The following is a 14,141-nucleotide window of genomic DNA, read 5'->3' on the forward strand; positions in this document are numbered from 1 at the left end:
CAGAGAACGCCTTATGAACAATACCTCCGACAAGCCTGATGGCTTGCATGCCCCCTCGCCCCGGTTAACTGCAAAGCGCTCCGGCTGGCGCGGCCTGCTCGTTCTGCCATGGTTGCTGATCCCTTGGCAAAGCGCGCAGGCCGCCATTCCCAGCGAATGGAAAAATACCGCGTATGCCTATGAAGCCGAACACAAGCCTTTGCGCGAGGTACTTGAAGACTTCGCCCAGACCTTCGGCACGCAGTTGCAGATCGAGGGCCTGCTGGAGGGTGTCGTCAATGGAAAGATCCGCGCCAATACCCCCCAGTCGCTGCTCGACAGGTTGGGCGTTGAGCATCGTTTCCAGTGGTACTTGTACAACAACACTTTGTACATCAGCACCCTGGACCAACAGGAATCCGCACGCCTCGAGGTCTCCTCGGAAACCATCGCGGACTTGAAGCAGGCATTGACTGATATCGGCTTGCTGGAAAGCCGCTTCGGCTGGGGCGAGCTCCCCGAGGACGGTGTGATATTGGTTTCCGGCCCCAGACGCTACATCGAGCAGATCAAACAGTTCGCCAGCCAGCGCCGGTCGCCCGATGAAAAACAGAGCGTACTGACGTTTCCTCTGAAGTTTGCCAATGCCGCAGACCGGCAGATTGATTATCGTGGCGAAAAATACAGCGTCCCCGGCGTCGCCAATATGCTGCGCGGGCTATTGGAAACGCGCCCAGCGTCAGCCTTGTCATCCCGTGCCACGCCCCCTTCCGCACCCGCACCGCTCGCGGCGAGCGGCGCTCGCTTGAGCAACCCGTTGCTGGGGCAGATGCTGGGCACCACGGCACCTTCGGAGCCCCCAGGCACTGGCCCCATGGTCACGCCGCGTGCGCCCGTCGGCAGCGGCAAAATCCGCGTCGAGGCGGACGTGCGCAACAACGCGGTACTGATCTATGACCTGCCCGAACGCCAGGCCATGTATCGCGACCTGATTGCCCAACTCGACGTAGCGCGCAAGCTGGTGGAAATCGACGCAATCATCCTGGATATCGAGCGCACTCAACTGCGTGAATTCGGGGTTAACTGGGGGTTTCAGAACAGCCGCTTCCGAGGCGGCGTGAACACGAGCCCCGGTACGTCATCACAACTTTCATTTGAAAATCGCGACCGGTTCTACGCAGACATACGGGCCCTGGAAAGCCGCGGCCTGGCGACCCTGGTCTCGAATCCGTCGGTCCTGACCCTGGAAAACCACCCCGCGGTGATCGATTTCAACCGCACTCAATACCTGGTCGGCGGCACCGAGAACGCAACCATTTTGCCCGTCACGGTCGGCACCAGCTTCCAGGTCGTGCCCAGGGTCATCACGTCCCGGGGCAAGCATCAGATCCACCTGCTGGTGGACATCGAAGACGGTAACTTCAATGAGTCCAACCCCCTGAGCACAACACCGGATGTGAGCCGCGGCAAAGTCAGTACCCAGGCGGTGATGGCGGAGAAACGCTCACTGGTGATCGGTGGCTTCCACGTCAGCGAAAGCACCGACAAGCACAACAAAGTCCCATTGCTGGGGGATATTCCCCTGCTGGGCAAGGCCTTGTTTTCCTCCACTGAACGCCAGAACAATCGCCGCGAAAGGCTGTTCATCCTGACCCCGCGGGTCATCGGCGATCAGGCCGACCCTTCGCGCTACCTGCCACAAGACGATCAAGCCGAGTTGCAAGCGGCCCTCAAACCCTTGGCCAGGCGTTATGCCCCTCATCAACCGGTGATCAAGCGCAGCGATATCACCAGCACCCTTGCGCATCTGGTGAGCGGCCAGGTACCCAAGCCTTTCAAGACGGCCCCCTTGCCCTTGGGGCTCAATACCCTATGCGCCACACGCGATCTGCTGGCGCTCAATACCGACCGCAGCCAGTGGTACACCGGCCCGGACTTCAACGTGGCCGTCGTCGTGCTGCGCAACCAGTTCAACCGCAACGTACGTATTGATGAAAAGGAGTGCAGTAACTCACACACCCTGGCCGTCAGCGTCTGGCCGCGAGCCTGGCTCAAGCCGGGTGAAGAAGCCGAGGTCTTTATTGCCATGCGTCCAGTGGTGAAAGACGAACACATCGGCGTCTCCCGCCCTTCCCTGCTCACCCCAACCCGGAACCAACCGCAATGAAGCCTTTACTGTTGTGCTCCACACTCATCGGTGCGGCACTACTCGTCGCCGGCTGCACGCCGACCTGCCAAGGCGACTCGTGCTCACGTCCGCAGTCAGGCAAGCACACGCTGGTGGTCTGGTGGCCACCGCAGATGCGGGCCGAGTCGGGCCCGTCAGGCGAGCGTTCGGATTACCAGACGATATCGCTGGAACGATGACGCCCCACGCACTTGCCGATAACCAGCAGCGTCGCAAGGCATTCCGCGACGCATGGGTGGGCGGCCCTGGCGCCCACCTGCCAGTCGGCCCCGGCATTGCCATCTACGCCATGGATACGGCTGCCGGTCCGGGATTGGCCCTGCAGGTGAACCGCGACGTCTTGCAACCCCGACAATTGCAGCGGGCACTTGAGCGCCGGTTTGAACAAGCAGTGGCCTTCAGTGGCTGCTTTGTCTACCTGGACGCCGGGGGCAACCTGGTGATCTGGCATGCACTGCCGACACAGCGCCAGGCGCTCGACGCAACCATCAGCCGCCTGCTCTCGCTGGCCAATCTCGAGACGCTGGACCGGCGCGCCGCTCGCTGAATCAACGCCGCTCCAGTCCCGGCAATTCCAGGGTTTCGCGCTTGGCTTCAGCGTCAAGCTCACGCAAGGTCCGGTAGATCAAGGCGACCGCCTGCAAGGTTTCGCGAGGAATCCCCATCCCCAGCTTTCGCTCATACAGCGTACGGGCCAGCCAGACGCATTGGACCACCGGGACATCGGCGGCTTTCGCTCGGTCGATCAACGCGCGTGCCTGCGCATCCGTGCCCTTGTCCACCAGTAACGGCAGCGGTGTCTTGCCTGGGCGGTAATACAAGGCGACGGCAAAGTGCGTCGGGTTGACCACCAGCATGTCGGATTCCTCCAGCTTGGGCAGCTTGACCTTGGGTTCTTCCTGGGCCAGTTGATAAGCCAGGGAGCGACGCTGCCCCTTCACGTGCGGGTCGCCTTCCATATCCTTGTATTCCTTGAGTACCTCCACTTGGGTCATGCGCATGCGCTTGGCAAAAAAATGCTTCTGCAACGCCAGGTCAATCAACGCCAAGACCAACAGCAAGCCCAGACAGGCATGCAGTAGATGGCGGAACACTACAATCAGCGCCTGGACATAGGTTTGCAGGTCGCTACCGGCCAGCTTGATCAGGGTTCCCAAGGACGGACCGATCACGGCATACAGGATCACGCCCAATAGCAGGGCCTTGGCCAGGCTCATCAACAGGTTCATGACCTGCTGGGCCGAGAACATCTGCTTGAGTTGACTCAGAGGGTTCAGGCGACTGAAGTTGAGCTGCAGGCTCTGTGGCGCAAACAGCAACCCGAACTGCATCCAGCTGCTGATCAACTTCACGCTGATCGCCACGCCGGCCATCATCAGGGCAAACGCAAAAAACACGATCAGGCTTTCCAGCAACACCTCTTCCAAAGCGCGTGCGAAGGGTTGGCCCATTCGCGACATGGGCAGCACCATCAGCTGCTGGAAGCGTTGCATGCTGGGTTCGGCCGTGAACAAGGCGATCTCGCTCAAGGCGGTCAACACCAGCAATTTACCGACATCCTGGCTCTGCGCGACCTGGCCTTTTTGACGTTGGTCACGCAACTTCTTCGGCGTCGCCGCGTGCTTTTTCTCACCGGAGTCACTCATGGCGTCGAGCCCTGAAGCAATAGGCCCAGGGCGTGTTTGAGATCACCCAGCAGGCTCATGCGACCGACGATCAAATCCTGCAACAGGGGAAAGTACAAAATCAGGATCATCAACCCGGCCAGGCTTTTGAGCGGCGGCGCCAGGGTCGACACTTGCAGTTGCGGGCTATACAACCCGAGCAAGGCGACGCCGAATTCCAGCAACAGCAACACGCCAATAAACGGTGCGGCATACAGCATCATGTGCATGAACGTATCGCCAAGCAGCCCGAGGAATACGCTGAAGCCATTCACCGCCACCGCCGGCAGCCACGCCGTCGGCGGCCACACCAGGTAGCTGTCCCAGATTACCTGGGTCAATACGCCAAGCCCGAGGGTCGCGATCAACAGGTAGATCGCCAACTGCTTGAACAGGTGGCCCACGGGCGTAGCATCCGGCCCCAACGAAGGGTTGAGCTGACCACCGGCCAGGGCGCCACGCTGGTTGTCCAGCAAGGCGCCCACTGACTCGAACATCCAGAACGGCATGGCCAGCAAGATCCCGAGCAGGAACCCCAGCACCAGCTCCTTGAACACCAACCCGCCGATCATCACGGCCGAGTAGTCCTGGCCCTTGAGCACGCTGTAGATGCCGGGTGCCGGAATCAGCGCGAGGACCATGACGATGATGTGTCGAGGCATCCCCCTAAGGTGCTGGAAGCAGAATGCAGGCACCAGAAAAGCACAGGGATAGATGCGCGCCATGGCTACCAGCAGGCTGGGCAGGTAATCAACGAGAAGCAGCAAGCCGGTAACCTCAGTTCAGTGCCGAACGGGCGATCATGTCGAACGTCAGGTTGATCAGTTGGATCAACTCCACCCCAATCCAACGCCCGGTCAATATCAGCGTGACGCCTACCGCGACCAACTTGATGCCAAAGGGCAGGGTCTGATCCTGTATTTGCATCAACGCCTGCACCAGCGATGTCAGCACACCGACCACCACCGCCACGATCAACGGGGGCGCCGACAGGACCACCACCAGCAACATGCCTTGCTTGAACAGCACGATCGGTTCCATAGGCCACTCAGAGATAAGAAAGGAACAGGCTGTCGAGCAGACGCGACCATCCGGACACCAGGACGAACAGGAGCAGCTTGAGCGGCAGCGAGATGGTCATGGGCGAGACCATTTGCATGCCCAATGCCAGGAGCAGATTGGAGACGATCAAATCGATGACGATGAACGGGATGTAGATCAGGAAGCCGATCTCGAAACCCGCCTGCAACTGCGAGAGAACAAAGGCCGGCATCAACAGGATCAAGTCTTCGCGCTGAACCTGCTGCGCCATTTCCGGCGGCCACATGCGCGCACTGTTTTCCTTCAGGTGGGTCAGGACATCCGGATCGGTATTGCGCTGCATGAACGTGCGCAACGGCTGGATGGCCACCAGGCCAGTCTCTTGCATCGTCCGCACGCTGCTCAAGTCCAGCGGTGACACCTTGAGCGTCTGCGCCACCTCATAGCCGACGGGCGCCATGATAAACAGCGTCGCCGCCAGGGCGATGCCATTGATCGCCATGCTCGGGGGTACCTGCTGCACGCCGATGGCGTTGCGGGTAATCATCAGCACGATGACGATCTTCAAGAACGCCGTGCAGACGATCAACAACATCGGCATCAGCGACAATGAACCCAGAAACAGCGCGAGAACGAGCGGGTCCACGCCTTGAAAGGTCATCGGGAGAACACCACACGGGACAACTGCAAGCCGAGCCGCCCATCCACCTCAACCAACTGGCCCTGGCCGATGGGCCGGTCGCCATAGTAAAGCCCGGCCATGCCGGGAGCGTATCCGGTTATCCCCAACACGGCGCCGGGGGCGAGGTTGCGCAACTCGCCGAGGCTCAGGTTCAGCGTGCCGCAGCGCACATTGAGCGCCATGCTCAACTCATCAAATGGCTCATGACCGAACACATCCGTCACCGGTCGGTCGTCCCCGCCTTGCGGAGCGTGATGAGCAACCAAATCTTCATCCACAGTTGTTTCCTCTATTGAAGTCACGGTCAGGCACAGCGACCCGCTTGCATCGTCAATGCACCCGTGCAGGCGATGCTTGCCGACGGGCAAGTAACCGGTGCCCTGCACTTGAAAATAGGTGTGTTCGAGCACCACGACGTCGCCTTCGCGGACGCTGCACAGCTGCGCGATCGACAAACGCAAATGCCCCAGCGTGACCGCGAGCGTCAGTTGGAATCGGTCCGGCATCGGCGCGGCTGTCGGCTGCCAAGGCCCGGCCTCGCACAGTGCCAGGAAGCTATGCGTAGACATCCACAGAAAACCCGCGACCCTGGATGCGCCAAGGCACACCCACAGCCGACAACCGAAGTCCAACACCGGCACCGCGGGGGATAAACGCAGGTAGCCGAACAACGCGCGAACCTGTGGGCTCAGATGTTGTTCAAACAGGGCCCAGAACCAGGAGTCCGGATCATTGCCGGCCTGGGCCAGTGTCACCGGGCACTCGCCCAACAGGCTGAGCTGCGGCGAAGGCTCACCGAACGCCAGCACCCCGCAGGCCGTTTCAAAACACAACGGCGTTACGCCTTCCGGTGCGCGCGCGGGCTCAAGCCGCAACTCCCCGCGCTGGCCGTCGACCTCAAAGGGCAGGCGCAACCCGCCCCCCAACCGACGCAGCGCAGCGACCACGTCACCCTGCACCGGGCGCAAGGCCAGAGGCGGCATCATCACGTGCGCTCCAGATGCGCCAGATGCAGGCTGACCGGCTGGCCAACGGCCTGGGCAATCCGATCCTCACAGCGCTGTCGCACACCACTGAGCCAACGCGTCGTCGTGTCCTGCTCGGCCTCCAACTCAACGCTCCAGGCGCCCTGCTCTCGGCGGATACGGGTCTGAATCCGCCCCAGCCGAGGCACGTACAGCATCGCTTCCAGCGGCCACTGCGAAGCGATGTGTAACCGAGGGGCCAACTGTTCGGTCAATGTCTCGATCATGGCGATCTCTGCGGCTGCGCTTCGTCCCGCCGCAGCGTGGCTGCCATAGCCCGTGGGCTCACCTTCATCAGCGAATAGCCGGCGGAACAACTGCCCTTGTTCTTCAGGGATAGCCACGCCGGCCCCGGCCTCACGCGCCTCACGAAGCTCCCGCAGGCGCGGACGCTCGACCTTGTCTGCCGGCACCTGAGTCACGCCTCCTCCTGAATCAATAAACTGGCCAGTTCCTGAAGCTTTTCGACCTCACGCAAACATTGGCTGACCTGCTTCTGCACGCTGCTGATGTGCTCGGCCTGCTGCGCCTTTTGCTCATGCAAGGCGTGTAGATGGTCTTCTTCACGCTGGGTGCCGGCCGACAGGTTGCGCTCTTGGGCGCTCCAATCTTTCAACGCCTTGAAGGTCATGACCTGCCCCTGATGCTGACTCAGCAGTTGTGCGCATTGCCGCGCCTCTTCGAGGCGTGTGTGTTCAAGCGCCTGCTGCGCCTGCGCGATCTGTTCGAGCAGGGTTCGCTGGGCTCGCTGGGCGGCACTCAACGCTCGCTCGACACGATCCGCGCGATGCCGACGCAAGCGCCGCAGTGTCTCGACTTCAACGCTCAGTGACTCAGAAGGGGACATACGCTGTCAGCTCCGTCAGTTGCTCCAGGGTCGTCGTGATAGGTGATGGCTCTCGCAAGTCCTGGCGCAGAAAACCATCGACGGACTGACGGCTGTCCACGGCCATATCGGTCAAGGCATCACTGCCGGGCTGATACTCACCCAGCTTGAGCATCAGCTCGATCTGCTGATACGCCGACAACAAGCGTCGCAGCGCGGTGCCGGCCCGGATATGTGCGGGCTCGGCCACATTGCTCAAAATCCTCGATAAGCTGGCCAGTACATCCACCGCCGGATAATGGCCACGCTCGGCCAGCTTGCGCGACAGCACGATGTGACCATCGAGCAGGGAGCGAACCTCATCGGCCACCGGATCGCTCATGGAGTCCTGTTCGATCAGCACCGTGTAGATGGCGGTAATCACACCGTCTCGCGTCAGCCCGGCCCGCTCCACCAACCGCGGCAGCAAGCTATACACCGACGGCGGCAAGCCCCCGCGCCCCAGGGGTTCGCCGGCCGCCAGGCCGATCTCGCGCTGGGCTCTGGCGAACCGGGTCAGGGAATCGATCAGCAACAACACCCGCTGGCCTTTGCGCCGAAACCCTTCGGCCAGCGCCGTTGCGGTGAAAGCGGCGCGGGCGCGCTCCATGCTGGAACGGTCGGAGGTGGCACAGACCAATACCGCCTTGGCGCGTAATGCGTCATCCAGCTCATGGTCGAGAAACTCACGCAGCTCGCGGCCTCGCTCACCAATCAGGCCGAACACAATCACATCGCAGTCCACGTTGCGGGCAATCTCGGCCAACAAGGTGGTCTTGCCACAACCGGCCCCTGCAAACAGGCCCACGCGCTGGCCCTCGCCCAAGGTCAACAGGCCATCGATCGAACGCACCCCGGTGGCAAGCGCCCGATTGATCCTCGGTCGCTCGGTCGGCAGCGGCGCCTCGCACAATACAGTGCTGGCATCGAGCGTGTCGGTCACGACAAACGCACTGGGGCCGTCCCCCGCAATAGGCCGACCAAAGCCATCCAGCACCTGCCCCAGCAGCGCCTCGCTGACTTGCACTCGGTGTGGCACGCCCAGGCGCTCAACACTGGCGCCTACGCGTACACCTTCCAGGTTACCCAGGGCGCTGAGCACCGCGTCCTGCTGATCGAACCCGATGATTTCGGCCAGCATGCAATCACCCGGTTTTTTCTCCACCTGGCACAAGTCACCAATACGTGCGTCAGGCAACCGGCATTGCAACAGCATGCCGTTCACGCGCTGTATGCGACCGCGCATCGAAACGGGCGCAAAGCGGGTCAACGCGTGTGACTGGTTCAGCCGCCACGCTTCCAGGCGCGCCTGTATCGAGTTGTTCACCAGCGCACCTCATACCGTTGCGTACCGTCAAAAATCACTTTGTTGTTGTCGATCAACACCAACCGCAGGCCATCCAGTTCGTCGCCCACGAACAACCGGACGCCATGCTCCAGCACCACGTGGCCGCTGACGCCGCCGACGATTTGGAGGATCTTGAAAGGGAGTGTGTTATCGCGTACCTGCACGCGGCTGATCACCGGCACGGCGGTGTCGAACTGCTCGGCGAAACGACTGAGCATGCGGGCGACCAGCTCGACCTCTTCCTGGGAAACATCGCCGTTGAGGACAATCTGGGCATTGATCACCTGCAAGCTGACCCGCTGGGCCAACTCACGTTCGCTGAGCATCTTCAACAACTGCTGCCGCACCTCGAAGGGTGAGATCAGCTCCTGCTTTTGCTCCACGGCGGGCATCAGCGACGCCTGTGCCCCGCGCCCTGGCGTCGAGACGATACCGATCGCGACGATGACCACGGCACACAGCAACACCAGGCTGATCAAACGTTTCTGTTGCAACGGGGAGATCGACGACAGCACCAGCCGCTGGGCGGGTTCAGGCGGCGGCGCCAACGGTGTTGGCCGGTCAGGCGGCGCCTGCGGCCAAGGCTGATCAGCCGGCACCACACACAAGCGCACGGCACCGATCACAAAAGGCGTATCGAGTGCCAGGTCGCCGATCTGCGCCAGCACTTGCCCGTCGCTGTCTTGCAACAGCCCCGCTTCGGCCTGCACCGTCCAATGTCCGTCGACCAGTTGCAAACGGGCGTGGTGCTCGGTGATACCCGGGTCCCTTAGCAGCAGGTCGGCATCCGCGTGGGCGCCAAGGCTCCACTGCTCACCAAACAACGGCAAAGCGGCGCCTTTTTGCAGTCCATCGAGTACCCGCAGCTCGAACATCATCGCACCTGTGGTGTCAGCATTAACGGCGGTGTCATGCCACTGCTCCGCGCATCAACTCGTCCTGGCCCAGGTCAAAACGCCCCAGCACCCTGACCTTGGAAGTACTCCCCAGCTCGGCAAAGGACAGCACCGGTACATGGCTGAATTCGTCCAGCAACAAGGTGCGCAAGGGACTGCGCAGATCCTGTGCCACCAGCATCACGCTCTTGCTTTTGGGCCGCGCCGAAAATGCCTGGTTGAGCAGGTTGATCAGGGCTGCACTGCTCTCGTTGTCGAGGGCAAAGAACACGCCGCTCTGGGTCTGGCGCAACGCTTCGCGCAGGATGTTTTCAGTCTGGGGCGACAGCAGCCAGGCATGCAGGCCATCGGGCTCGCTGTATTGGTGGTAGATCTGCGACTTGAGGGCAATGCGCGCGTAATCGGCCAAGGCATCCGGTTCGCGCTCATGCTGGCCGTACTCGATCAACGACTCGACAATCAAGCGCACCGCACGCAACGGCACGCCTTCGCTGGCCAGGCGCTGCAGCACTGACGAAAACCGCGAAAGCGGCATGATGCGTTGCAGTTCCTGCACCAGTTCCGGCTGGTTGTGTTCCAGCCAACTGAGAATTGCCTTGCTCTCCTGGATACCGAGAAACCGCGGCCCGCTAAGCATCATCGCTCGCGTCATGCGCTCGATGATCAGGCTCGGGGCAGTGAAACGCTCGACCTGGGGGTCGTCCAATAAAGGGTCATCGGGAGCAAGCCATAACCAGTCCTGCTCATCGCGCTCAGGAAGCCCTCTCTCGCCTCGCTCCAAGGGTGGCGTCAGCGATGCGTATTCAACGGCGATGCGATCACTCAGGGTCGCCGCCATCACCGGCACTTCGTGCACGCAGAAGCGCATCTCGTCAGGCGCCAGCAAGTCATCGAATTCGGCTTCAAACGGCGGCAGCGTCAGGCCGATGCTTGTGACCAGCCCGTTCCGGGCCTGGCGAATCTTATGAACGATATCGATGACCTGCGGCGTTGCGTACAACGTCGGGTGGAACTGCAACAGATAGGGGCGTGACGGATCAAAACCGCGCAAGTCTTCGTCGCCGTTTTCCTCGGGCCGCACCACTTTTTCAGCCTGGGGCGGCGGGGCAGCCTCGCGCTGGCGCTGACGCGCCAGGTAGTAGCCCAGGCTGCCGGTCATCAGCGAGATCAGAATAAACACCACCGTGGGCATGCCCGGCAGCGCGGCGAAGGCGAGCATGCCTACCGAGGCGATCATCCAGCTCTTGGGCTCACTGGTCATCTGCCGGGCAATTTCGGCGCCCATGTTATTGGCGCCCTTGCGCCCATCCGGTGCCACACGGGTAATGATCATGCCGGCGGTCAGGGAGATCAGCAGCGCCGGAATCTGTGCGATCAGGCCATCGCCAATGGTCAGCACCGAATACAACGCCATCGAATCTCCCGCACTCATCCCATGCTGGAACATCCCGGTGGAGAAGCCACCCAGCAGGTTGATGAGCACGATGATCAAGCCGGCAATGGCGTCGCCTTTGACGAACTTCATGGCCCCGTCCATGGCCCCGAACAGCTGGCTTTCGCGGGACAACTGCTCGCGCTTGTCGCGAGCTTGCCCACCGTCGATCAGCCCGGCGCGCAAATCGCTGTCGATCGACATCTGCTTGCCCGGCATGGCATCCAGGCTGAAGCGCGCGGCGACTTCGGCGACCCGTTCGGAGCCCTTGGTAATCACCAGGAAGTTGACCAGGGTCAGGATCATGAAAATCACCAGGCCCACCGCGAGGTTACCGCCCACCACAAAATTGCCGAAGGCTTCGACAATGTCACCCGCGTCCTGCTCCAGCAGGATCAAACGCGTAGTGGCGATCGACAATGCCAGGCGAAACATTGTGGTCAGCAGCAAAATCGACGGGAACGACGAGAACGCCAACGGCCCGGGCAGGTACAGCGCGAGCACGATCAGCAAACAGGAAATGCAGATATTGAGTGCGATCAGGATATCCACCAACCAGGTGGGCAACGGCACAATAAAGATGAACACGATGGCCATGACCACCACCGCGCCTAACACTTCAGCACGCTGCGCCACTTTGAGCAGCACAGCGTTGATGGCGGCCAGCACCGTCACGGGAGGCTCCTCGACTCACCGTCGAAGTGCAGATGACCGCGCTCGGCACGGGTGAATTCGTCCATCACCAGCAAGATGTTATGCAGGGCCTCTTCACGCCCACGGCTGTCACGCCACAGCGCCAGGGGCAAACGTTGCATCACCGGGTACAAGCCGTTGAGAGACACCAGTTGGGCAGCCGGTAGCGCGCCGCCAAAATCGCAAGCTAGCCGCTGGACTTCCGCCGATTCGATACCGGTGCCGGCATAACCCAGAAGCCGTTGCAGCAGGCCTACCGCATCCAGTTCCGCATCCAGGCGCTGGATCAACGCCTGGCAATTGGATAACGCCCCGCCCAGCTGGCTGCAGCTCTGCAAACCCAGCAGCAACGTACGCAGTTGTGCCGTGGGTACCGAAGGCGTGTGGGCGGCGATATCGTCGGCCAAAGCACGACGCATCAGGTTGAGCCCGGCGCCAAACTGCTCGCCACCGTACACCCCGAGCAGCGATTGCATCATGAACGCCAGGGATTGGCGCGTGACCACACTGGCGTAATACAACGCACGCACCGCTTGGCGTTCCTCTGGGTCGCCACTGGCCTGCTGCAGCGTCAGTGCGATATTCAGCCCGGCCTGGATTTCCCGCTTGAAGCGGACTTCCAACTTTGCGAGTGCATCTCGCGCCAGGGCCGCCTCGACTTTGCGCGCTTCAGCTTGCGCCTCGGCCGCCACCCGCTGAAGTACCACGAAGGTGCGCGCAGGATCGCGGCCAGTCAGCTCGAGCAATGTGTCGATACCAGGCTGTAGCAACAGTTGCATGCGGACCTGGCGAGCAACGGTTGCCAATGACGCCTGGGCAGGATGGCCCAGTTGTTCATAGAGCTGGGTGATGTGCTCAATCGGTGTGACCTGCCGCCCAATCGAACGGCGGCCCAGAGCCACGCCATTGAGCGCCATTTCTTCGTTGAATATCTGGGCAATGTCGTCGATAGCCGTGGCACCGGCCTGCGTTTGGGTAACGCCGATGCGGGGTTGATCCGGGTTCAGGATCGGTTGCACATCGTTGAACGGTTCGACTTTCATGGGCGGGCCAGGACAGGGAGTTTGTGTCCCTATGTGGCAGGCGCGCGCCATACGGTTCCATCGAAACTACCCCTGCGGCGTTTTTGAAAATACCCGCACAACAGCATCCCCGCTTTTTGCAAACGACTGCACAAAACTCAGCACAAAAAATAAATATCTACTTATAAATCAATGAATTAAAACTTTTTTTCCTTTGGCACAGCCAGTGCAAAAGGGGTCACGTCGAAACCACTTCGACCGTGTCCACCCAGAGGAAAAAATCATGGATATCCCTATTGGTGCCCTCGCTCATCTTGTTGGCAGCTCGCCTCAATTCATGCTCCACCTGACGGACGACCAACAAAAAAAACTCCGGCGCTTCATTCATAAGCGCGTGCTCAACCCGGAAGATGCGGACGATCTTCTGCAACTCACCTACCTGGAAGCCTGGCGTAACCGCGAGCGCTACAGCGGCCAGGCGACACTCAGCACCTGGATGTGCGGAATCGCGCAGAACCTGATTCGCAACCACTTCCGGCGCCTGTATGCCAAACCGGTGCATTGCGAATTCGACGAGGCGCTGTGGCATGGCCAGGAGGACAGCCGTAATCTGGACTGGGAATTCGAGGTCAATCGCCGGCTGGAAAAAACCCTGATAGCCATCAAGGACCTGCCGCAGGAAATGCGCAAAACCCTGTATGCCTCGCTGGAGACGGATGGCAGCTATCAGGACACCGCCGACGCGCTGGACATCCCCATCGGCACTGTTCGCTCGCGCCTGTCACGAGCACGTGAACAACTCAAGCGTGTCACCCACACGCCGTTGCGACCTTAAGCCAGACTAGCTGACCATCGTTGGGCGACAGGGATATCAGCCCAACTCGATCAAGCCTTTTCATGCGCGACAGCAAGGCCGTGTCCACCCCGCCGAAACCTGACGCCCAACCCGCCACTCGTCGCTGTTTAGCCCGATTTTCGTTAAACAGTTGAAAGCGTAGAAAAATTTTCAACAAAAACGCTTGACGCATTCCCGTTCTACGCGAATAATGCGCGCCACTTGGCTACATAGCTCAGTTGGTTAGAGCATAGCATTCATAATGCTGGGGTCCGGGGTTCAAGTCCCTGTGTAGCCACCAAGTACCGATCCATAGATGTCTACAGCAGTCTATGAATCACCTCAAGAAGCCCGCCTCGTGCGGGCTTTCTTGTTTCTGGACATCCATGCGGGTCCAGCGAAGTCAAACTCCCCCCTCTCCAATACGACACTCGCCAACCTGGCTGCTTGATCATGCCTGTACTCCAGGCT

At 60.8% G+C, this 14,141-nt stretch carries 15 protein-coding genes and 1 tRNA gene; 5 read left to right on the forward strand and 11 right to left on the reverse strand.

The window, feature by feature from the left end:
• Positions 1-13: 13 nt before the first annotated feature.
• From sctC to MJP36_RS26395, 3 genes are read left to right on the forward strand one after another with little or no spacing between them, the layout of a single operon-like run.
• Complete coding sequence (sctC, locus tag MJP36_RS26385) at positions 14-2,146, forward strand: type III secretion system outer membrane ring subunit SctC (protein ID WP_244384403.1); 2,133 nt, start codon at positions 14-16, stop codon at positions 2,144-2,146.
• Positions 2,143-2,346, forward strand: a complete 204-nt coding sequence (hrpT, locus tag MJP36_RS26390; RefSeq protein WP_060754804.1) for an HrpT family type III secretion system protein — start codon at positions 2,143-2,145, stop codon at positions 2,344-2,346. Before sctC ends, hrpT begins: the two co-directional genes overlap by 4 nt.
• Positions 2,343-2,714: a transcriptional regulator gene (locus tag MJP36_RS26395; protein WP_104995450.1), complete on the forward strand. Its 372-nt coding sequence runs from the start codon at positions 2,343-2,345 to the stop codon at positions 2,712-2,714. Before hrpT ends, MJP36_RS26395 begins: the two co-directional genes overlap by 4 nt.
• A 1-nt stretch (position 2,715) precedes the next feature.
• Here the strand turns inward: MJP36_RS26395 and sctU are convergent, their stop codons facing one another.
• The 11 genes from sctU to sctW are packed head-to-tail and all read right to left on the reverse strand — an operon-like array spanning position 2,716 to position 12,856.
• Positions 2,716-3,813, reverse strand: coding sequence for a type III secretion system export apparatus subunit SctU (gene sctU, locus MJP36_RS26400; RefSeq protein WP_060754802.1), 1,098 nt, complete (start codon positions 3,811-3,813; stop codon positions 2,716-2,718).
• On the reverse strand, positions 3,810-4,598 hold the full coding sequence (gene sctT / locus MJP36_RS26405) for a type III secretion system export apparatus subunit SctT (RefSeq protein WP_244384406.1): 789 nt from the start codon (positions 4,596-4,598) through the stop codon (positions 3,810-3,812). The genes sctU and sctT overlap by 4 nt, the downstream gene beginning before the upstream one ends.
• Positions 4,599-4,608: 10 nt before the next feature.
• Complete coding sequence (sctS, locus tag MJP36_RS26410; RefSeq protein WP_060754800.1) at positions 4,609-4,872, reverse strand: type III secretion system export apparatus subunit SctS; 264 nt, start codon at positions 4,870-4,872, stop codon at positions 4,609-4,611.
• A 7-nt stretch (positions 4,873-4,879) separates the two neighbouring features.
• Positions 4,880-5,533, reverse strand: a complete 654-nt coding sequence (sctR, locus tag MJP36_RS26415) for a type III secretion system export apparatus subunit SctR (protein WP_244384408.1) — start codon at positions 5,531-5,533, stop codon at positions 4,880-4,882.
• Complete coding sequence (locus MJP36_RS26420; RefSeq protein ID WP_060754798.1) at positions 5,530-6,543, reverse strand: FliM/FliN family flagellar motor switch protein; 1,014 nt, start codon at positions 6,541-6,543, stop codon at positions 5,530-5,532. Before MJP36_RS26420 ends, sctR begins: the two co-directional genes overlap by 4 nt.
• Entirely contained in the window at positions 6,540-7,001 is a 462-nt protein-coding gene (locus tag MJP36_RS26425; protein ID WP_060754797.1) for a type III secretion system HrpP C-terminal domain-containing protein, read from the reverse strand. The genes MJP36_RS26420 and MJP36_RS26425 overlap by 4 nt, the downstream gene beginning before the upstream one ends.
• Positions 6,998-7,426 (reverse strand): type III secretion system stalk subunit SctO, encoded by a 429-nt coding sequence (gene sctO, locus MJP36_RS26430; protein WP_090366946.1) that lies wholly within the window; start codon positions 7,424-7,426, stop codon positions 6,998-7,000. The genes MJP36_RS26425 and sctO overlap by 4 nt, the downstream gene beginning before the upstream one ends.
• On the reverse strand, positions 7,413-8,771 hold the full coding sequence (locus MJP36_RS26435; RefSeq protein WP_060754795.1) for a FliI/YscN family ATPase: 1,359 nt from the start codon (positions 8,769-8,771) through the stop codon (positions 7,413-7,415). Before MJP36_RS26435 ends, sctO begins: the two co-directional genes overlap by 14 nt.
• Positions 8,768-9,667, reverse strand: a complete 900-nt coding sequence (locus MJP36_RS26440; RefSeq protein ID WP_178126859.1) for an FHA domain-containing protein — start codon at positions 9,665-9,667, stop codon at positions 8,768-8,770. The genes MJP36_RS26435 and MJP36_RS26440 overlap by 4 nt, the downstream gene beginning before the upstream one ends.
• A 34-nt stretch (positions 9,668-9,701) precedes the next feature.
• Entirely contained in the window at positions 9,702-11,795 is a 2,094-nt protein-coding gene (sctV, locus tag MJP36_RS26445) for a type III secretion system export apparatus subunit SctV (protein WP_060754793.1), read from the reverse strand.
• Complete coding sequence (sctW, locus tag MJP36_RS26450) at positions 11,792-12,856, reverse strand: type III secretion system gatekeeper subunit SctW (protein ID WP_244384410.1); 1,065 nt, start codon at positions 12,854-12,856, stop codon at positions 11,792-11,794. The genes sctV and sctW overlap by 4 nt, the downstream gene beginning before the upstream one ends.
• Positions 12,857-13,118: 262 nt before the next feature.
• On the opposite strand from sctW, the gene MJP36_RS26455 reads away from it, so the two are divergent.
• Both MJP36_RS26455 and MJP36_RS26460 read left to right on the forward strand, forming a co-directional pair.
• Positions 13,119-13,670 (forward strand): RNA polymerase sigma factor, encoded by a 552-nt coding sequence (locus MJP36_RS26455; protein ID WP_060754791.1) that lies wholly within the window; start codon positions 13,119-13,121, stop codon positions 13,668-13,670.
• Positions 13,671-13,894: 224 nt separating this feature from the next.
• A tRNA-Met gene (locus tag MJP36_RS26460) sits at positions 13,895-13,971 on the forward strand.
• The last annotated feature ends 170 nt before the right edge of the window (positions 13,972-14,141 follow it).

This window comes from Pseudomonas palleroniana, from assembly GCF_022836895.1.
Lineage (GTDB): Bacteria > Pseudomonadota > Gammaproteobacteria > Pseudomonadales > Pseudomonadaceae > Aquipseudomonas > Aquipseudomonas palleroniana.